This window comes from Syntrophales bacterium (assembly GCA_026417625.1).
Lineage (GTDB): Bacteria > Desulfobacterota > Syntrophia > Syntrophales > UBA8958 > JAOACW01.
Genome location: JAOACW010000005.1, coordinates 64,379 through 83,311, shown reverse-complemented (window position 1 = coordinate 83,311; position 18,933 = coordinate 64,379). Strand labels below are relative to the sequence as shown.

The window sequence follows — 18,933 nt, the reverse complement described above, 5'->3', positions numbered from 1 at the left end:
GTAGCGACTACATCAATTAGCCTTTAAAGTTATTTATGAGGTGAGTTATGGATAAAATTATTCGCAAAATTATTGAAATTAATGAGGATCTCTGCAACGGGTGCGGAAATTGCGTTACAAGCTGTTCAGAAGGTGCACTCCAAATCATTGATGGCAAGGCCAAAATCATTTCGGAATTTTTCTGCGATGGTCTGGGTGCCTGCGTAGGTGAGTGTTCTACAGGTGCGTTACGAATTGTTGAGCGGTATGCGTATCCCTTCAATGAAGAAGTGGTCAAAAAGCACCTGGACCAGAAGAAAGATGCAACGATGTCCTGCGACTGCCCTTCAGCACATATTCGATCCTTTGACAAATCCCTTGTCTGCAAATCAGTTAATGGGCCGGAAAAATTTTACAGTATGCTTGAAAAATCGGCTCTTTCCCATTGGCCTATTAAGATTAAATTGATCCCTGCCTCAGCTCCCTTTCTCAAAGGTGCCCATCTGCTTGTCCTCACCGACTGTACGGCAGTTGTGCATCCATCCTTACACCGTGACTTAATCAAGAACAGGGTGGTCATGATGGGTTGCCCGAAATTCGACAATGTCATGGAGTATGTGCAAAAGTTTACAGATATCTTCCTTACCGCCGAGGTCAAAAGCGTGACAGTTGCTTTTATGGAGGTACCCTGCTGTTCAAACTTGCTCATGATTGTCAAAAGAGGAATGAAAGCGGCAGACAAAAAGATTCCTCTTGAAAAAACTGTCCTTAATTTAGGAAAGTAGGAAAGAAGAACAGGCTACATTTTAAGGTTTACCATTTTGGACAAAAGGAAATGCACCCGATTATCCTTACAACCACGGGATTGACATGCCCACACCAGAAGATATCAATGATGTCGTGACCCTTGGAGAGCTCAGTTTAGAACTGTACAATAAAATCGGTATAGTTTTAAAAAAAGTGAAATCCTCCTTCTTGGTGGAGGCGGGGGGAATCGAACCCCCGTCCGGAAATCTTCCACTGCAGGTTCTACGTACGTAGCCTCCTATTTTTCATTTCGCCTCAGTATTCCCTAGGAGGCAGGGAATATCCTTGGCTATCCCGGTTTATTTCGCCTTGGTTCCCCAGGACTAGAACCAAGACTATCCTACCTTTCTGACGCCCTCACTGATCCGGCAGGCGAGATCAGGAGAACGTTAGCCGTCTTATGCGGCTAAAGCGTATTCGTAGTCGTTTGCGACTATTTTACCCTACCTTTTTAACGAGGCCGGTAGGAACCTCGATACGCAGCTGCAGTTTCAACTATCCCCGTCGAACCCTTTTCGCCCCCTATTTGTTTTTAGTTTATCCCTTGAATGCTATTATGTCAAGTCTTTCAACAAAGAGCTCAGAATTTACGGAAATGCATTTCCCTCTCTAAGAGTCTTTTTTCATCCTTCCTTCTTATTTCTTCTCTTCTATCATAGAGCTTCTTACCCCGGGCCACACCTAACTCCACCTTAATCTTTTTATTTTTAAAATAAAGCTTAAGGGGAATCAAGGTAAAACCTTTCTCTTTTGTTTTTCCGTATAGTCTCCTTATCTCATGTTTATGAAGCAATAGTTTCCTCGTCCTCAATGGATCATGGTTGTATATGTTCCCATAGGTATAGGGACTTATGTGCATATCATACAGAAATACCTCACCATTCTTTATAGCAGCGTAGCTGTCCTTTAGATTTACACGTCCTTCCCGTATGGCCTTAACCTCAGTTCCAAGGAGCACTATGCCCGCTTCATACGTTTCATCGATATGATACTCCAGCCTCGCCTTCTTATTGGTAGCTATTACCTTCTCCTGTTCTTTCTTCGCCATTCTCAACTCCTATTTGAATTCAAGGAAATATAGCCCATCTTAACATGATGTAGTGCTGTCCAGATATTGTGACGCAGGAGTGGATAGTCAATTTCCATCCGATTTAAAAGTTCCTTCACATAACTGCGCTTCGTTTTACCCACCGATGGACACAGATTTTTGCAAACAGGAAGGTTTTTCTCCTTAGCGTACTTTTTGATTAACTCTTCAGTAATGTAGACCAAAGGTCTGATGATGAAAAGTTCACCTTTGAAAATGGACTGAACAGGCATCATCGTACTAATTTCCCTTCCAAAAAAAAGGTTAATTAGAAGTGTTTCAATAATATCATCTCTGTGATGAGCAAGTACCACTTTTCTACATCCATTTGCCACCGCTATTTCGAACAAACGCCTGCGCCGTAGTCGTGAACATAGAAAACATGGTTTCTTTCTGTTCTTCTCACTGTGCACATAAGGTCCTATGTCTGTTTTTTCTATGATAACCTCACATCTTCCACTCAAAAAATCTTTAATAACTTCTCCTGCAATACCCTGATTCTCAAATCCCATATCGATATGAGCGACAACAACCTCAAATTTTGGAACAAAAACCATAGGAGTTAGGAGCAGATCAATCAAGGTCATACTGTCGGCACCACCAGAAACGCCCACCAGAAGACGATCTCCCTCCTCCACCATATCATAATCCATTATACCCCTTTCCAGCCACTTTTTTAGGTGGTGGTATAGTTTAGTACCCTTCTCCCTTATTCCTCCTTCGCCCATATGAACCGTTACTAGTTCAAAACAGACTTACATAAAGTGGAAAATGCGGCTTCTTAACTGCTCCAATTCTCTTGACGTGGATTGCAAAGCATAGACACGAGCATCTTTATCTCTCTTGTCTGGATCATCCTGGACAGTAATTATTCCCTGCATCTGCAGGAAAGCCATCGCGTTTATAAAATTTGCCTGAGAAAGAGCTTCAGCACGCTTTATCTCACCTTTACGGAACATAAGTGAACCTAATTTATGGAGATACCTTAACCAATCCCTTTCAGATCGGGGACTTTTTCTTAAATATCCACATCCTCTAACGACAATCCAGTAAGATTCAAAATAGTTAGCTATCAATCCCGCGAAAAACCTAAGGTGAATCCGGCCACGCCCTTTGACCTCCAACCGAACCCCATTCCTTATGGACTGCAAAGTCAACATCCCCCGGCTATTCAGAAAGGATAAAGCCTCTTTGACTTCATCAACCGTATCCCGTCGGTCATCAAATATAAACTCCCGCCAAAACAGAACCTTGAAAAACTGATAATCCTGTATAATTTTACTAACATCTATTACATCTTCTGGGTGATGAACCACTGAGGTGGCAACAAAACTCAGCGGCAGAAAAAAGTGAAGTATGTTGTTTTTATAGTATTCTATGTGCATCCTCTTATTGTCATCAATAGAATAGACGATTTCTTTCAGCTCTTCGTCTTCTTCTCCCTCATAGACGAGACGAGATATAATACCCTCACTTAGAAACATGTCCAACGCCCGATTAATGGCTTTTTCACGGTGAGCAAAGGTAGCAGCAAGGTTTGCCCTCTGGTACAGCAAGTACTCGTAAAACTCATTTACGATTTCCATCAATTCATTATGGCTAATACCCCTACGATCGTGACTTAAAAGGGCCGCCGAAACCATGGAAATAGGCGTTACCACTGAAACTCGGTTAATCGAATAGGCTATTTCATAACCTATCTTCCGATAAAGCCTGCGTCTCTCCTCGGTGGTCATCTCGGCCACAGACTTATCGAGGTTGGCCAGGTAAGATTTCAAAAAAATAGGTTCACCAATGTTAACGTAAACACTGCCGAACCGCTTGCGCAATATACGCGTACTTTTTAAAATATCGAATGTATTTTCACTTCTCTTCTGAAGACCCCCTAGCTCCTGTAAATACGATTTCTCCTCTATGACACGATCATAGCCGATGTACACAGGTATTATCGCGAGATCATCCGTCACCTTTTCCTGAAAAGCAGATATGATCATTGAAAGCAAACCATACTTCGGCATAACCATTTTACCCGTTCTGCTCCTTCCACCCTCTATGAAGAATTCAAAAGGCAAACCCTCCTTTACAAGAATCTTCAGGTAGGTGGCGAACACAGCGGCGTAAAGTCTGTTTCCCCTGAATGTCCGACGAATAAAAAAGGCTCCAGATTGGCGGAATATATGACCAAAAGGTCCAAATTTCATATTTATCCCCGCCGCAATGAAGGGAAGCTGTATATTGTATTCGTAAAATACATACGAAAGTAGAAGATAATCTATGTGACTGCGATGACAGGGAACAACCACGAAAGGCATTTTTTTAGCTATATTTCTGACTCTTACCAAACCCTCTGAATCCACAACCAAACCATCGTATATATTATTCCATAACCATTTGAGAACCCTATACCACAGCTCGATGTACACACCATTATAATCCGCAACAATTTCTTCTAGATACTTTCTAGCTTCTTTCTTAACTGAGAGGAGACTCCTTTTGCTTCCCGACTGAGCAACATCCTCCATTTCCCGCTGGAGCTGAGGATCCTTCAAAACCATCTCTATAATCTCGTTCCGCTTTTTGAGTGTAGGTCCCAAAACACTTTCCCGTTCTTCATCAATGCGGAAAATTATCTCGCTCCGCAATTCTTTGATAAGTTGATCTTCGGTTAGATGTCCATGAGACATGCAAAAGGATCTAAGATCAATAGGATCCGCAGGTATAATAACAACCTGACCGGAATACCTCAGGAAAGTTACCAACCTCCTAATTATCCCAGTATTTTCAGTCTGTCCGAAAAGAATATTCAATATGCTTTCCTCTTCCATCTTCTTTCTTCGACCATAAACAATCACAATAGGCACTATGAAAACCGAAACACCTGTTTTTGCTTGAGCGCTTAGAATACCGGCAATTGACATATTAGCTTTCTCATCCTCAATTAACTCTGACTCACCCACATGTATGATCAAATTTTCCCCGCGATAGACTCTATTCGCAACACTCTCAGAATAGTTTTGTTCTTTTCTTCCCCTCAAAAGTCTGTACAGATGCCATAAAAGAAAACCCAAAGATTTTTCAAAAGGTTGCCAAAGAGAGAGATTAACAGAAGGAACATAACTGGGGCAGGGTAAACCCTTTTTCAAACATATACCGTAAAGGATCATTGTGTTTAACTGGCTGGGTTCTCTCAATGCGTATACAACTACTCCACCTTCGCCAAGCTTCGAAATTGAAGAGGCTGATTCTTCATCGAAAGGAATATTGGTCAACAATTTTTCAAATGTCCTGAACAGTAAACCTGGTTTTTCGTAAAGATTACCAGGTTCATTCTCCTTAGATGTTTTCAGCCATTCTTTAATGCGTGAAAAAAAGAAAAACATAACATTTAATCGACAACATGGAATTCATCTGGAAAATACTCTTGCATAGTTTTTTCCACTTGTTGTCTTATCTCTTTTGCAGATGACATGGGAAGTATATCTTTGAGAAGCCTGCGCGATTCCTCAAGTGTCGTTTTCCGCACCATTGACTTAATTTTAGGAATAGCAAGAGGGTTCATACTGAGTTCATCAAGGCCAAGCCCGAGCAGTACCATCACGTATAGAGGATCACCGGCCATTTCTCCACACATGGCAACCTTGATGCCTGCATCATGCGCAACGTCAATGACATTTTTGATGAGACGTATAACAGCAGGATGGAGGGGCTCGTAAAGGTAACTTACCCTCTCATTAATCCTATCAATTGCAAGAGTGTACTGGATGAGGTCATTTGTCCCAATACTGAAAAAATCCGCCTCTTTTGCCAGAGCATCAGCAATAACCACAGCCGATGGAACTTCTATCATTACACCTACTTCAAAATCCTTTCCCAGTTTAAAACCTTCCCGAACTAAATTATTATACTCTTCTTCAAGAATCACTTTGGCTTGCCTTATTTCCTCAAGACTTGATATCATAGGAAAAAGTATCCTTGTTTTACCCAGCGAGCTCGCTCGAAGAATAGCTCTAATTTGAACTTTAAACAGGTCAACCTCTTTCAAACAGAAACGAATTGCTCTGAGCCCCATTTGTGGGTTCATTTCTTTTGCCAGTTTCGGATCGGAATAAAACTTGTCACCCCCTAAATCAAACGTGCGTATTGTAGCCCATGAAATTCCTTCTGCACTTACAACACGAGAATAACTGGAGAAATGTTCTTCCTCTGTGGGGAGAGTTTCACGGTTAATATATATGAATTCCGTTCGGTACAATCCAATTCCTTCAGCACCGTAAGAAATTGCCGTAGGTATCTCTTCTATAAACTCTATATTCCCTCCGATAGCAATTCTGAATCCATCTTTGGTTATTGCCGGAAGTTTCGCATCCTTTAGAAATTCCTTCTGAGATTCCTTATATAACCTGCTTTTTTCCTCGTAACGTCTGAGAACTTCAGGATCAGGATTTATAATTAACACACCAGCCGAACCATCCAAAATAACTGTATCGTTCGTTTTCACCAAACGAGTCACTTTTTCAAGACCCACGACAGCAGGTATTTCAAGAGAACGAGCAACAATTGCTGTATGAGACGTTCTACTACCCATATCAGTGGCAAAACCCAGAACCCTATCGATCATCATCTGAGCCGTATCAGCAGGTGAAAGATCCGTTGCTATCACGATTATATTTTCTCCTGTCTGAGATTTAACCGATCGGCCCTTCCCTGCTAGATTCCTTAGTATCATCTGCCCTACATAACGGACGTCATTGAATCTCTCTTTTATGTACTCATCATCGATCCGGTCAAAGATTTCTCGGTATTTATCAAGGGCTAACCTTACAGCCCATTCTGCGTTAACACCCATTTCACGTATAAAGTTAACAATAGCATCGATAAAAGAACGATCCCTTAACAGCATCAGATGAACATCGATTATATAAAGTGGCTTTAAACCCTCGGACGCTGAGAACTTTTTCTTAAGTTCCTTTAGTTGCAATTCCGAATCCTTTATCGCCTTTTTTAAACGTCTAACCTCCTCGTATACGCGCTTTTCCGAACCGTTCAAACTGTAAAGAGAAATTTGCGCATCTAAACGGTCGTATACATAAGCTTTTCCGATAACTATACCCGGGGATACACCAACACCTTTAATAATTACCGTTTCCATTAATCCAATCTAGTCCTCTCCAAAACGTTCTTCAAAAACTTTCGCAATCGCGGACATGGCATCCTCTGCATCAGGGCCATGAATTTTTATCGTCATATAACCTCCAAAGGGACAAGCAAGGGTTAAAATATCAAGCAAGCTTTTACCATTTACCTCTTTTCCATCATACTCTACAATTATCCTGGAACGGAATTTTTCCGCAGTTTGCGCAATTTTTGCGGCTGCTCTCGCATGAATTCCAAAGCGGTTCTTAACAGCAAATGTCTTTTCAATGTACAGCATACATTATTAAACAAGCCAGTAAACAAAAAACATACACGATGGCAACCAAAGAAACACCGCGTTCAATAAGTAGATAACACAGAACTACCAAAACCCACGTGAAAACTCCTCTTTCCAGTAAATTAATAGGACAAAAAAGGTAATGCAAGGAGTTTACCGCCCAAAATACGGAAGTCACTCCTATTAAACCAACAGTCACAAACTGTAGTAGACCAGCTTTAGATACCAATCGAAGAGCATTAAAAAATGATATTATGTTTAACCCCTGACGGTAACCCTCAATGAAACCTTTAATCCTAAGCCAGAGCTGTGGAGGAACATAAAAAACGATAAATACTAGCGGAGCCGATAATAACTGAGAGAGAGAAGCCATTACAGCAGCAATGGATGCGAGAAGACACATCCCTTTCCCAAGAAATACATCACCAATTGCTGCAAAGGGACCAGCCATACTTTTTTTTATCTTCACAATGTAATCCCCACTCTCTTCGGCATCATTCCCCTCCTCCAGTCTGCTTATAACTCCGATAATAGGCGCAACTATCTGAGGGTTAGTACTGAAATATGAAAGATGTCTCTTCAAAAATTGCAGTCTCAACACAGGGCTAAATTTCTTATAACCGAGAATGGGAAGTAAAGAATAGGCAAAACCTATATTCTGCATTCTCTTAAAATTCAATGAAGAATTTATAAGCATGGATCTAAAGAAAATATCAACTAGATGTTTGGACTGCACGACACTAATTTGCCTTATGAACGAAGGTAAAAATAGCTACTATCATGATATCAATAGTAAGTCAATTTAACTCATACTACAATTATAGAATTTTAATTGACTATACACACAAAAAGATATATGCTTAAACGATAATTCCAATCTAACGGAGGTTAGACCGTAAATATGATATGCCAGACCATCAAAAGTGGTGTGGAATGCATTTTCATGAGTAAAAGAGGTTGTACTTTTACAGGTGGCAGTTGCCTTCCCATTATAGACAAGTGTGAAGGCTGCGAAAGAGCAAAACCCTTCGAAAGTGGAACCTATTGTAGTATCTATGCAGATCCAGGAAGCAAATGGGTGCTTGGTCTCTGCCCTATGGCGACCCATATAAAGCGGGAATACCGTGAAGTTACACAAAAGATAAATCCACTTAAGGCTGCAAAAAGGGCTGCTCGATCAAGAAGAAAATAGGCTCAAGAGAGCATTTCCCTTATTATCAGAAGCTCATTTTTGATGCGTATAAGAAGGTTGGCGCGATTTTCTTTTTCTTTTATTCTTTTTATAAGCTCTTTTTTTGCACCTTTTATGGTGAAATGCTCCTTATAGAGAAGGTCCTTTATCATAAGAAGTGTTTCTACGTCCTTTCGTCTGAATAGACGCTGATCCGAAGAGGTTCTTACAGGTTTTACTAATTTGAACTCTGATTCCCAATATCGGATTACGTGAGGCTGGACCCCAACTATCCTACTCACTTCCCCGATTCGGAAGAACTCCTTATCGGGAATATTATTGTTTTCCATAACCCCTCCCCCAATTTAGTGAGGAGGCTTTTTTCAACTGTTTATGGCTTTCCTGAGAACTTGACTTGATTTGAAGGTCAATACCCTTCTCGCTGAAATAATTATTTCAGCCCCTGTCTGCGGGTTCCTCCCCTTTCGTGATCTTTTCTCCTTAACGACAAAGCTACCAAAACCAGATATTTTTATCTTTTCACCGCGGGCAAGCTTACTCTTCATAAGTTCGAAAAGTGAATCCAAAATGCGAGCCGCATCTTTCTTTGATATCCCCATCTTCTCATAAATATCGTGAACAATATCTATCTTCGTCATGCACTCCTCCCAAGTAACGACTTTATACACTTCGCAGCTTAGCTGGAACTGCTTCCTCTATTGCCCTGATAAGCTTATAATACACAGCGTTAACCTCAGAGTCTGTAAGCGTCCGATCCTTAGACCTGAAAACAAACCTTAGCCCTATGCTTTTCTTGTCTTTTCCTATTTTTTCACTCTCATATACATCAAATATCATCACATTTTCAAGAACTTCCTCCCCTTGACTTCTGGCCACTTCAATAAGCTTCTTAGCCTCAACATCCTTGTCTACTAGGAACGCAGCATCCCTAACACTGACAGGAAATTTTGAAAGTTCGCGATAAAATATACGTCTATCCTTCCACAAACTCAGAAGCGCTTCAAGATTAAGTTCTGCCACAATAACACGATTTTGAATATCAAATTTCATCTGAACTTCGGGGTGAACCTCCCCAATACATCCAAGAATCGTCTCACCCAACCTCACAAAACACGCTCTACCAGGATGAAGGTACCCGATATCTTTTGAAGATTCAAAATCAACCCGACCTATATGTAATCCTTCAAGTATTTTCTCAACTATTCCTTTTAAATCATAGAAATCAAAGAATAAATTAGAATAATACCAGCTTTCCCCATAACGGTATCCTGTCCCCACAAGGCCGAGAGTCCACTGTTCTTCGGGCAACGTTTCTCCCTCACGACTCAGATAGATCTTTCCGAACTCGAAGAATTTTAGATCATTCTGTCCCTGGCGGACGTTTCTCACAACTGTTTCCATAAGACTATAGGCCATTGTCGTCCGCATCACAGACTGTTCTTCTGAAAGTGGATTTTTAATCCTTAGCGTCTTTTCCACTAGGGGTCCGCCTGAAAGATTCAAATATGTAGCAAAATTATCTGGTACGAAACTGTAAGTTATTATTTCTGAAAAGCCACAGCCTCTGAGAATAGCCCGAATTTCTCTCTCAAGTTGTTCCTTATCTGATATGCCACCCGGTTCATTTCTAGTGGGTGGAAGTGTAACAGGTACCTTCTCGTAACCATATATACGGGCAACTTCCTCGATCAGATCAATTTCACGGCATACGTCCATTCTGAATGATGGGGGAATAACTACAATCTTATCATCCCCACCATGGGAGACTTTCATCTCCAAACCTACTAAAATTCTTTCAATTTCCTCCCTTGAAATCCTCGTACCAAGAACACTATTTAATCTTTCCCACCGCAGATAAATTGGCACCCCGGTGACTATCTTCTTGGGGTAGTTGTCAATCACACCCCTGCAGACGACTCCACCACCGAGTGCTGCAATAAGAGATGCTGCCCTGTTAAGGGCCTTAATAACCCCTTCAGGATCGATTCCCCTTTCAAAACGAAAAGATGCATCGGTATTCATACCGAGCCATCTTGAGGAACGTCTGATTGAGGCCGGCGAGAAATAAGCACTCTCTAAAAGTATCGTAGTTGTGTCATCTTTTACTTCTGAATTTAACCCCCCCATTATACCAGCGATAGCCACTGGCTTCACTCCATCACATATCATAAGAACACCACGTCTGAGAATGCGCTCCTTGCCGTCAAGAGAATAGAACCTTTCACCTTCCTGTGCTTGCCGAACTACGATTCTTCCTTCCTCTAAAAAACGAAAGTCAAAAGCGTGCAGTGGCTGTCCAAGTTCCATCATCACGTAGTTTGTTACATCTACCGCATTGTTTATAGCCCTCAATCCAACAGCCTGAAGTCTTCTCCTCATCCAAAGTGGAGAAGGCCCCACGGTTATATTTCTAATGATACGAGCAGTATAACGCGGGCAGAGATCTGGATCCTCAATTGTAACCGAGGTTATGTCATGTATATCTTCCTCGTCTTCTTGAACTGTAAAACTAGGATACCTAACACTTTTGCCCGTAATAGCAGCAATTTCTCGAGCGATCCCGAGAATCGAAAGACAATCACCCCGGTTTGGAGTCACGGCCACTTCAAAAACAACATCCTCTAGATTAAGAGCCGAAACAAGGTTCATCCCCAGAGGAAGGTTTTCAGGCAGTATCATGACACCTGAATGATCCTCACTGATCCCCAATTCCGCTTCAGAACAGAGCATCCCTTCAGATATTTCACCTCTGATTCTAACACTTTTTATAGTGTAACCTCCCGGTAGTGTTGCTCCTACCTTTGCGAGAGCCACATACACACCCTTTCGAACGTTCGATGCCCCACATACAATAGGAAGGAACTCTTTTCCTGTATTGACAGTGCACAACTTTAACTTGTCTGCAGATGGATGTGGCTTTGCCTCCTCGATACGGGCTACAATCACATTTCTGAATTCAACGCCAAAACTTTCAATCCCCTCTACTTCCAACCCTGCCATTGTTAACCTGTTGGCAAGGTCGCCGACATCCATGTCAATATCAACAAAATCCCTGATCCAGTTTAGACTTACCTTCATTTAAAACTGTTCCAAAAAACGCCAATCGTTCTCGAAAAATTGTCGTATATCCGAAATGCCGAACTTCAACATTGCTATGCGTTCAACTCCTAGCCCAAAAGCAAAACCTGTCCATCTTTCAGAATCGTATCCTACGTTATCAAAAACCACTGGATCAACCATCCCGGACCCTAAAATTTCCAACCAACCACTCTGACCACAAACACGACACCCCATACCCTGGCATACTACACATTGTATATCTACTTCGGCGCTGGGTTCTGTAAACGGAAAAAAACTGGGACGAAACCGGAGCGTGACATCACTCCCAAATAACTGGCGCAAAAAATACGTTAAAGTCCCCTTTAAATCTGCAAAGGTGATTCCCTCATCGACTGCAAGACCTTCAATCTGATGAAACATCGGGGTATGTGAAACATCGGAATCAGGTCGGTAGACCCTTCCAGGTGAGAGAATCTTGAACGGAGGTTTCATGTTCTCCATTGCCCGTATTTGAACAGGCGATGTATGCGTCCTCAAAACCACATCTTCATCTATGTAGAATGTCCCCTGCATATCCCTCGCAGGATGATCTTTCGGTATATTTAGAGCCTCAAAATTGTAGTAATCAGTTTCAACCTCCGGGCCTTCAATTATACTGTACCCCAGCCTACCAAAGATATCACAGATTTCCATACGAATATGAGTAATGGGATGAACATGCCCACATGATGCACTTCTTCCTGGCAGGGTTACATCCAATTTTTCATCTTTCAACCGTTTCTCAAGAGCGATGGAAACAACTTCTTTCAGTGCTACTTCGATTCTTTCTGTTAAAATTTCTTTTATCTCATTTACCCTCTGCCCAAATTTAGCCCTCTCTTCTTCAGGTATCTTCCCAATGTTTCGTAAAATGTTCGTAAGAATACCCTTTCTTCCCAAATACTTTACTTTCAGGCCACGCAATGACTCCTCAGTGGATGAGGCCTCTATTTCCCTCACTGCCTCTTGCAAAATATTTTCTAGGCTTTCTAGCATCTATCAAGTTCCTGTCACGAAGTGGACTATGTGTTTGAACCCAGAAGGATCATTTACAGCAATGTCAGCGAGAACCTTTCTATCTAGGTTTACATTGGCCTTCTTTAGAGCATCAATAAACTTACTGTAAGAAAGACCATGATTTCTGACAGCCGCGTTAATTCTTGCAATCCAGAGTTTACGAAACTCCCTTTTACGCGTCCTGCGATCACGATAAGCGTACTTCAACGCCCTATTTACAGCTTCAGTTGCTGTTCTTATCAGCCGGCTACGAGCCCCATAATAACCTTTGGCCATTTTCAGAATTTTTCTTCTCTTCTTCTTCGCAGTTACCGCTCTTTTCATCCGTGGCATAGTTGTCACTCCTTAGATACTGTATGGCATTAGTCTTTTAATAGCGTTAGCGTTCGTTATGTCCACTATAGCAGGCTTTCGCAACCTCCTCTTTCTCTTCATGGATTTAGACGAAAGAAGATGATTGGCAAATGCTTTCCTCCTCTTAATCTTACCTGAACCTGTAACGGAAAATCTCTTCAATACTCCTCTGTTTGATTTTAGTTTCGGCATGTTCTATCTCCTTACCTCTTTGGTGAAAGTACCATTACCATATTTCGACCATCCAGTTTGGGCTGCTGGTCCACAACACAAACGTCTTTTAAAGCATCCACAATTTCCTCCATTGTTTTCAAAGCCATGTCAGCAAAAACTATCTCCCGCCCTCGGAACATCATTGTCACCTTAACCTTATCTTTTTGCTCTAGAAACCTCCTAATATGCCTAATCTTAACCTTGAGATCGTGGGCCTCCGTTTTTGGACGCAATCGTATCTCCTTAACCTGTATTATAGCCTGACTCTTTTTAGCATCCTGTAATTTCTTGCTCTGCTGGTACCTGTATTTCCCATAATCCATTATACGGCATACTGGTGGATTAGCCGTTGGCGCTACCTCCACCAAATCAAGTCCTGCTTCGGCCGCTCTCTCCAACGCCTCTCTAATGGAGAAAATACCTAACTGTTTTCCTTCTTCAGCTATTAGACGAACTACGGGGGCAGTTATTTCCTCGTTAACTCTTAAATTTTTGAACTGTATAGTAACCCTCCCTAAAAATTCCTTTTTATATCATTGGTATAAACGGTTCTTTTCGTTCACAAGAGCTACGAAATTCTCCACGTCCATGGGACCCAAATTTGTTCCATCACGATACCGCGGCGTCACTTTTCTATCATTTACCTCGCGGTCCCCAATCACAAGCATATAAGGGATCTTCTGTAACTGGGCTTCTCTAACTTTGTACCCTAACTTTTCGTTGCCAAAAGACTTTTCCACACGTACGGACGCATCAGTCAACCGTCTATACACCTCTTCCGCGTACGGTATATGCCTTTCTGTTACGGTGAGAATAACAGCCTGAACAGGAGATAACCAAACGGGAAAAGCACCACCGTAATGTTCAATCAATACACCCATAAACCGTTCTATAGCTCCCAGAATAACTCTATGGAGCATAACGGGACGATGCTTTTCTCCATCAGGTCCTACGTACCACAGATCAAAACGTTCAGGTAAGGTAAAATCACACTGAATCGTAGCGCATTGCCATTTTCGCTTTAAAGCGTCTTTCAACTTAAAATCAATCTTAGGTCCATAAAACGCCCCTTCACCTTTGTTAATCTCGTATGGCAATTTCAGATCGATAAGGGCATTCTCCAGAGCTGAAGTAGCCAGCTCCCAGTCCCTATCAGACCCTATTGAGTTCTCTGGCCTTGTGGAAAGTTCTACATCATATTCAAATCCGAAAATCTTCATAGCGTAAGCCACAAAATCAGCAATACCTTTGATCTCATCGTTTAACTGCTCTGGTGTACACAAAATGTGAGCATCATCCTGGGTAAATTGGCGCGCTCTCATTAGGCCATGAAGCACACCCGTTTTTTCATGTCTGTGTACAGTACCCAATTCAAAATATCTGATCGGTAGGTCCCTATAACTGCGGATCTTAGACTTGTAAATGAGCATATGGGCGAGACAGTTCATAGGTTTAAGACCGTACCCCTGCCCTTCTACCTGCGTGAAATACATGTTCTCCCGGTAATGGTCAAAATGCCCGGAACGTTTCCACAGATCCTCCTTGAGTATCTGCGGACCCATGACCATTTGATAACCTCTTTTTATATGTTCCTTACGTTCCCACTCCTCAATAATATAACGTAGCATCATTCCTTTAGGGTGAAATATAATGAGCCCCGGCCCTATTTCCTCGTTCATCTGGAAAAGATCAAGTTCTCGACCCAACCTACGGTGGTCACGTTTTTTCGCTTCCTCCAAACTCCTTAAGTAATCCTGCAACTCATCTTCAGTGGCAAAAGCAGTACCGTATATCCTCTGTAACATCCGGTTCCTCTCATCTCCACGCCAGTATGCACCCGCCACATTAAGAAGTTTAAACGCCTTCACCATACCTGTCGATGGAATATGGGGACCCCGGCAAAGGTCAATAAATCCATTCTGCGCATACAGACTTACAATTTTAACCTCTTCAGGGAGATCATTTATTAGTTCGACTTTATACACTTCACCTCTCTCTTTAAAGAGGGAAACGGCTTCATCCCTACTAAGCAACTTTCTTACAAAAGGATGATCCGCTGCAATTATCTCTTTCATTCTGCCTTCGATTCTTTCCAAATCATCAGGGGTAAACGACTTTTCGTAATCAAAGTCGTAATAAAAACCATCTTCAATGGCAGGCCCTATCGCCACTTTGACACCGGAAAAAAGATCCTGGACAGCTTGGGCCATAATATGGGAAGTACTATGACGTAAAATCAACAAACCTTCCCTCGAGTGAATATCAATTGGCTCAACCGTCACATCTTCACTAATAGGCGTGGACAAATCTACGGCAAAGCCATTCAATTTAGCAGCAACAGTATTCTTGATAATTTCCGGTTTCCACTTCGTAATCGCATCACTGATCGTTATACCCTCATCATAGGTACATTCCATACCATCAGACCAACGTACTTTAATTTTCGACACGTGATTACCTCTTTCTATCATTAAATAAGGGCATCCCCACTCCAGATGCCCTTTTCTTCAAAATGGTAGGCACGCAGGGATTTGAACCCTGGACATCCACCGCGTCAGGATGGCGCTCTCCCCCTGAGCTACGTGCCTGCATAACCTTTTAAAAGCCTTTAACAGCAAAATCTCCTTCTGTCAAGTCAAAAAGATTCACCTTTGCTCTATTCTTTACTGTTTACAAGCTTTATACCTTTCCGAATATAATCAAGTCCCGAGATTGTAGTCAGCAGAGCAGTTACCCCATATAAAATATGAGCTACATCCTTTTGCACAACACCGTGTCCCGTGCTCAACTCCAGGAGAACCCAAAGTATAGTGGCCAACTGAACGAGAGTTGTTACTTTGCTTATGTAAGAAGGTTTTATCTCAAGCGGCACTGACATCAGGGCAAGCAAGCAAATACCCACCAAGATAATACAATCTCTACTAACCACAATGACACTTAACCATCCAGGTATCAGATGTTTTACAGAGAGCGTAATGAAACAACTCATGACAAGTGCCTTATCTGCGATTGGGTCCAGATACGCCCCAATTATGGTTCTTTGATTCAGAATCCGGGCAAAAAAACCGTCCAAACCATCCGTAATACCTGATAAAACAAAAAACACAAAAGCACTCCAATAGGATTCTTGAATCAGAAATATCACAATAATTGGAACAAATATAATACGCAGTAATGTAAACAAGTTGGGTAGATTCACATCAGCCACTCAAAAAATTCATTATCAAAAGCAGAACTAACTTATCTCTAAACATCACCTGTTTTCTCGGTCTCTCATCCTGTTCCATTCTACCCAATCGTCCCGGTCTTCCTGATCAGTAAAAATGCGGGGTTTTCCTGGTTTTCCATCGCTACTTACAGATACCTCCTGCATAGCTTTGAGTAGCACTGTCCATTCTTCCATTGTTATCCTAGTAGGCCCCGGAACTCTTTTTGGACCTTCAACAGGCGTAGGTTTTTTTCCAAAAATTTCTTCCGTTCGATCAACATCTAAAGGGCTAAAAGCTCCCCAAACCGCGACTTCTCCCTCGTAAACCCGTATAAGCGCCGATTTGTCTTCATGGACATTCATCCTATATACGGTACCACGAATACCAGCCACAGCATTGTCACAAGCCACTTCAAATTTTTTCTTTACACCAACTGCAGTACGAACATTTACCCATGTTCGACCTACTAAAAGGTGCACCCTCGTATTCTCGCTCGCTTCTTTAGGGACTTGAATCAATTTAAATCGTGTACCTTCAGCAAAACGGATTTTTGAATTGTCCACAAGAACAATTTCAAGTCTTGCATTCTTACCGAGTTTTACCTCATCACCATCTCTAAGCAGATCCCTTTTTTCTAAATCCCTCCATGAGTCACTTCCTTTAGGCAAAATTTTCACTTCTCCATCGAGATACCCAATACGGGCCTCACCACTAATTCTAAGAGTAGATGTTGGCACCGCCTGTACATTAGTGACCATCAAGAAAAAAACACACACAACAGCAATGGCCGCTCTACTAACCTCGAACATTTACGCCTCCTCCATACCAAATGCTTCAGGAAAAGTTTTCATAGCCCTTTCAACTATCGTCTGGATCGACAGTTCATAAAACTGGGCTGTTTTTAAACGAAGTCTACTAGGTGTAACATCCATTACTATCTCCGATTCCTTTAGAGAAGTTCCCCACAACAATTCACCTGTTCGCGTACTGAACAATTCGAGATCAACTCTTATGTTCACTGTTGCAAAAATGAAGTTAAATTTTGTGGAGAGCTCCACGAGTTTCGCTCGCAAAATCGCATCAACACCAATATGTGGTTCTAATAGTTGTCTCTGATTTAAATCTTCAGGCTTCGATGCAATCACTTTTTCATCGGTACTTTGAATAGATATTTTTGGATAACCTTTGAAGTACAGAGCGTCTATAATCATTCTCCTCAATAAATCCGCCAGTTCAGGATCACATGAATCTGCCTCCACCGGCAAAACAGCTATCAAACGGATTTGTTTCTTCTCGTAATCGGGGACCAGATAATGATGAATCTTAAAGGAACATCCGACAAAGAGAAGAACAAATAAGAGAACAATAAAGCGGAACTTATTAAGGTTCATCGCTTAAGTTTTTCGATTTCTTCCCGAATTACGCGCTCAACAATGTCTGGGATCATCTCACGGGCTATTCTTTCCGTTACTTCCTCCACACGGCGTGCTATCTCCTCTTGTAGCGTGGAATTAACAATTGCGATACGTGTCTTTTTACTCTCCAATTCCTTGTCAGAAAGTGCCTCCTCTATGATTTCTGTCAAATCGTAAATCTTATCTCCTGCTTTTGGCCCATCCATACCCATCATGACCCTAAAAACGTGTAATATGCACCTACCACAAGAAACCAATTTATTTCAAGGTAAATCCTTCATCAAAGCAACCCTGTAGACCTCCTTTTTTGATATACCCAATTCTTCTGCAACTTTTTTAATACAATCGCGAAGGGAAAGCGTGGTACTGCTCCTCAATTCATCCAATTTTTTCTTCACCAATTGTGGATCAAACACTTTTTCCCTCTCACTTGCCCCTTCAACAACCACTGTTACTTCACCTTTTAAGGGATAATCGCCCACCTCTAAAAGCACATCCTCCAAATATCCGCGGATAAACCGCTCGTGGATCTTCGTCAATTCCAAGCAGATAACCACCCTCCTATTACCCAAAATTTTTTTAATATCTTCCAGACATACTTTAAGCCTGCGTGGGGATTCAAAAAAGACTAAGGTTCTCTGTTCATCAACGAATTTTTGCAATATCTCCCGCCGTTTATTAGACTTTTGGGGTAAAAAGCCAAGAAAGGCGAACGACGACATGGGCAAACCTGAAACTGAGACTGCAGTAATAATCGCCGACGGCCCTGGAACTGGAACTACCCGCAAATTTTTCTCGATCGCCTTCTTTATCAAAAGATAACCAGGATCAGATATACCAGGGGTACCAGCATCACAACAGTAAGCTACTGACATGCCATTTAGAAGTTTCTCGATAATTAGGGGAACCATTCTATATTCATTGTAGGAGTGGAGACTCATAAGAGGCGTTCTAATTTCGTACCTATTAAAAAGTATCTTGGTTCTTCTCGTATCTTCAGCAGTAACAAGGTCAACCTCTTTCAAAATTCTAATTGCCCTTAAAGTTATATCCTCCAGATTTCCAATGGGCGTAGCCACAATGTAGAGCTTACCCTCTTTATTTTTTTCTACCTTCTTTTCCATCTGTGA

At 41.7% G+C, this 18,933-nt stretch carries 21 protein-coding genes, 1 tRNA gene and 1 other RNA gene; 2 read left to right on the top strand and 21 right to left on the bottom strand.

What is annotated here, in order from left to right; genetic code table 11:
• Window positions 1-47: 47 nt before the first annotated feature.
• Window positions 48-764, top strand: coding sequence for a 4Fe-4S binding protein (locus N2317_05085; protein ID MCX7816864.1), 717 nt, complete (start codon window positions 48-50; stop codon window positions 762-764).
• Window positions 765-955: 191 nt separating this feature from the next.
• On the opposite strand, the gene ssrA is transcribed toward N2317_05085, so the two are convergent.
• The 7 genes from ssrA to N2317_05050 form a co-directional block, all read right to left on the bottom strand.
• Window positions 956-1,309: a transfer-messenger RNA gene (gene ssrA, locus N2317_05080) on the bottom strand.
• A 57-nt stretch (window positions 1,310-1,366) separates the two neighbouring features.
• Complete coding sequence (smpB, locus tag N2317_05075; protein MCX7816863.1) at window positions 1,367-1,834, bottom strand: SsrA-binding protein SmpB; 468 nt, start codon at window positions 1,832-1,834, stop codon at window positions 1,367-1,369.
• Between the two features lie 2 nt (window positions 1,835-1,836).
• On the bottom strand, window positions 1,837-2,601 hold the full coding sequence (locus tag N2317_05070; protein ID MCX7816862.1) for a tRNA 2-thiocytidine(32) synthetase TtcA: 765 nt from the start codon (window positions 2,599-2,601) through the stop codon (window positions 1,837-1,839).
• A gap of 27 nt (window positions 2,602-2,628) precedes the next feature.
• Window positions 2,629-5,253 (bottom strand): 1-acyl-sn-glycerol-3-phosphate acyltransferase, encoded by a 2,625-nt coding sequence (locus N2317_05065; GenBank protein MCX7816861.1) that lies wholly within the window; start codon window positions 5,251-5,253, stop codon window positions 2,629-2,631.
• A gap of 5 nt (window positions 5,254-5,258) precedes the next feature.
• Window positions 5,259-7,022, bottom strand: a complete 1,764-nt coding sequence (ptsP, locus tag N2317_05060) for a phosphoenolpyruvate--protein phosphotransferase (protein ID MCX7816860.1) — start codon at window positions 7,020-7,022, stop codon at window positions 5,259-5,261.
• Window positions 7,023-7,031: 9 nt separating this feature from the next.
• A complete protein-coding gene (locus tag N2317_05055) occupies window positions 7,032-7,304 on the bottom strand; it encodes an HPr family phosphocarrier protein (GenBank protein MCX7816859.1) in 273 nt (90 codons plus the stop codon).
• On the bottom strand, window positions 7,291-8,040 hold the full coding sequence (locus N2317_05050; protein MCX7816858.1) for a PTS system mannose/fructose/sorbose family transporter subunit IID: 750 nt from the start codon (window positions 8,038-8,040) through the stop codon (window positions 7,291-7,293). Before N2317_05050 ends, N2317_05055 begins: the two co-directional genes overlap by 14 nt.
• A 207-nt stretch (window positions 8,041-8,247) precedes the next feature.
• Here N2317_05050 and N2317_05045 point away from each other — a divergent pair, with 207 nt between their 5' ends.
• Window positions 8,248-8,496: a PxxKW family cysteine-rich protein gene (locus tag N2317_05045; GenBank protein ID MCX7816857.1), complete on the top strand. Its 249-nt coding sequence runs from the start codon at window positions 8,248-8,250 to the stop codon at window positions 8,494-8,496.
• A 2-nt stretch (window positions 8,497-8,498) separates the two neighbouring features.
• Here the strand turns inward: N2317_05045 and N2317_05040 are convergent, their stop codons facing one another.
• From N2317_05040 to rsmI, 14 genes are all read right to left on the bottom strand, one after another.
• Window positions 8,499-8,825: a MerR family transcriptional regulator gene (locus N2317_05040; GenBank protein ID MCX7816856.1), complete on the bottom strand. Its 327-nt coding sequence runs from the start codon at window positions 8,823-8,825 to the stop codon at window positions 8,499-8,501.
• A 33-nt stretch (window positions 8,826-8,858) separates the two neighbouring features.
• Window positions 8,859-9,134, bottom strand: coding sequence for an integration host factor subunit alpha (locus N2317_05035; protein MCX7816855.1), 276 nt, complete (start codon window positions 9,132-9,134; stop codon window positions 8,859-8,861).
• Between the two features lie 22 nt (window positions 9,135-9,156).
• Window positions 9,157-11,574, bottom strand: a complete 2,418-nt coding sequence (gene pheT / locus N2317_05030) for a phenylalanine--tRNA ligase subunit beta (GenBank protein MCX7816854.1) — start codon at window positions 11,572-11,574, stop codon at window positions 9,157-9,159.
• On the bottom strand, window positions 11,575-12,591 hold the full coding sequence (gene pheS, locus N2317_05025; protein ID MCX7816853.1) for a phenylalanine--tRNA ligase subunit alpha: 1,017 nt from the start codon (window positions 12,589-12,591) through the stop codon (window positions 11,575-11,577).
• A gap of 3 nt (window positions 12,592-12,594) precedes the next feature.
• The gene (gene rplT / locus N2317_05020; protein ID MCX7816852.1) at window positions 12,595-12,945 is read right to left on the bottom strand and encodes a 50S ribosomal protein L20; all 351 of its coding nucleotides are present in this window, start codon (window positions 12,943-12,945) and stop codon (window positions 12,595-12,597) included.
• A gap of 12 nt (window positions 12,946-12,957) precedes the next feature.
• Window positions 12,958-13,158, bottom strand: coding sequence for a 50S ribosomal protein L35 (gene rpmI / locus N2317_05015; GenBank protein MCX7816851.1), 201 nt, complete (start codon window positions 13,156-13,158; stop codon window positions 12,958-12,960).
• An 11-nt stretch (window positions 13,159-13,169) separates the two neighbouring features.
• Window positions 13,170-13,682 (bottom strand): translation initiation factor IF-3, encoded by a 513-nt coding sequence (gene infC / locus N2317_05010; GenBank protein MCX7816850.1) that lies wholly within the window; start codon window positions 13,680-13,682, stop codon window positions 13,170-13,172.
• 30 nt (window positions 13,683-13,712) lie between these two features.
• Complete coding sequence (gene thrS / locus N2317_05005) at window positions 13,713-15,629, bottom strand: threonine--tRNA ligase (protein ID MCX7816849.1); 1,917 nt, start codon at window positions 15,627-15,629, stop codon at window positions 13,713-13,715.
• A gap of 63 nt (window positions 15,630-15,692) precedes the next feature.
• Window positions 15,693-15,767 (bottom strand) — tRNA-Val (locus N2317_05000).
• Between the two features lie 68 nt (window positions 15,768-15,835).
• A complete protein-coding gene (locus tag N2317_04995; protein MCX7816848.1) occupies window positions 15,836-16,378 on the bottom strand; it encodes a CDP-alcohol phosphatidyltransferase family protein in 543 nt (180 codons plus the stop codon).
• A gap of 54 nt (window positions 16,379-16,432) precedes the next feature.
• Window positions 16,433-17,197, bottom strand: a complete 765-nt coding sequence (locus tag N2317_04990; protein MCX7816847.1) for a FecR family protein — start codon at window positions 17,195-17,197, stop codon at window positions 16,433-16,435.
• A complete protein-coding gene (locus N2317_04985) occupies window positions 17,198-17,779 on the bottom strand; it encodes a hypothetical protein (protein MCX7816846.1) in 582 nt (193 codons plus the stop codon).
• The gene (locus N2317_04980) at window positions 17,776-18,009 is read right to left on the bottom strand and encodes a hypothetical protein (protein MCX7816845.1); all 234 of its coding nucleotides are present in this window, start codon (window positions 18,007-18,009) and stop codon (window positions 17,776-17,778) included. The genes N2317_04985 and N2317_04980 overlap by 4 nt, the downstream gene beginning before the upstream one ends.
• 57 nt (window positions 18,010-18,066) lie before the next feature.
• Window positions 18,067-18,927 (bottom strand): 16S rRNA (cytidine(1402)-2'-O)-methyltransferase, encoded by an 861-nt coding sequence (rsmI, locus tag N2317_04975; GenBank protein ID MCX7816844.1) that lies wholly within the window; start codon window positions 18,925-18,927, stop codon window positions 18,067-18,069.
• Window positions 18,928-18,933 lie beyond the last annotated feature (6 nt).

What these genes read in the sequence shown, in the direction of transcription:
- N2317_05085 (MCX7816864.1), top strand. Translation starts at nt 48, where the DNA reads ATGGATAAAATTATTCGCAAAATTATTGAAATTAATGAGGATCTCTGC.
- smpB (MCX7816863.1), bottom strand. Translation starts at nt 1,834, where the DNA reads ATGGCGAAGAAAGAACAGGAGAAGGTAATAGCTACCAATAAGAAGGCG.
- N2317_05070 (MCX7816862.1), bottom strand. Translation starts at nt 2,601, where the DNA reads ATGGGCGAAGGAGGAATAAGGGAGAAGGGTACTAAACTATACCACCAC.
- N2317_05065 (MCX7816861.1), bottom strand. Translation starts at nt 5,253, where the DNA reads ATGTTTTTCTTTTTTTCACGCATTAAAGAATGGCTGAAAACATCTAAG.
- ptsP (MCX7816860.1), bottom strand. Translation starts at nt 7,022, where the DNA reads ATGGAAACGGTAATTATTAAAGGTGTTGGTGTATCCCCGGGTATAGTT.
- N2317_05055 (MCX7816859.1), bottom strand. Translation starts at nt 7,304, where the DNA reads ATGCTGTACATTGAAAAGACATTTGCTGTTAAGAACCGCTTTGGAATT.
- N2317_05045 (MCX7816857.1), top strand. Translation starts at nt 8,248, where the DNA reads ATGAGTAAAAGAGGTTGTACTTTTACAGGTGGCAGTTGCCTTCCCATT.
- N2317_05040 (MCX7816856.1), bottom strand. Translation starts at nt 8,825, where the DNA reads ATGGAAAACAATAATATTCCCGATAAGGAGTTCTTCCGAATCGGGGAA.
- N2317_05035 (MCX7816855.1), bottom strand. Translation starts at nt 9,134, where the DNA reads ATGACGAAGATAGATATTGTTCACGATATTTATGAGAAGATGGGGATA.
- pheT (MCX7816854.1), bottom strand. Translation starts at nt 11,574, where the DNA reads ATGAAGGTAAGTCTAAACTGGATCAGGGATTTTGTTGATATTGACATG.
- pheS (MCX7816853.1), bottom strand. Translation starts at nt 12,591, where the DNA reads ATGCTAGAAAGCCTAGAAAATATTTTGCAAGAGGCAGTGAGGGAAATA.
- rplT (MCX7816852.1), bottom strand. Translation starts at nt 12,945, where the DNA reads ATGCCACGGATGAAAAGAGCGGTAACTGCGAAGAAGAAGAGAAGAAAA.
- rpmI (MCX7816851.1), bottom strand. Translation starts at nt 13,158, where the DNA reads ATGCCGAAACTAAAATCAAACAGAGGAGTATTGAAGAGATTTTCCGTT.
- N2317_04990 (MCX7816847.1), bottom strand. Translation starts at nt 17,197, where the DNA reads ATGTTCGAGGTTAGTAGAGCGGCCATTGCTGTTGTGTGTGTTTTTTTC.
- N2317_04985 (MCX7816846.1), bottom strand. Translation starts at nt 17,779, where the DNA reads ATGAACCTTAATAAGTTCCGCTTTATTGTTCTCTTATTTGTTCTTCTC.
- N2317_04980 (MCX7816845.1), bottom strand. Translation starts at nt 18,009, where the DNA reads ATGGATGGGCCAAAAGCAGGAGATAAGATTTACGATTTGACAGAAATC.
- rsmI (MCX7816844.1), bottom strand. Translation starts at nt 18,927, where the DNA reads ATGGAAAAGAAGGTAGAAAAAAATAAAGAGGGTAAGCTCTACATTGTG.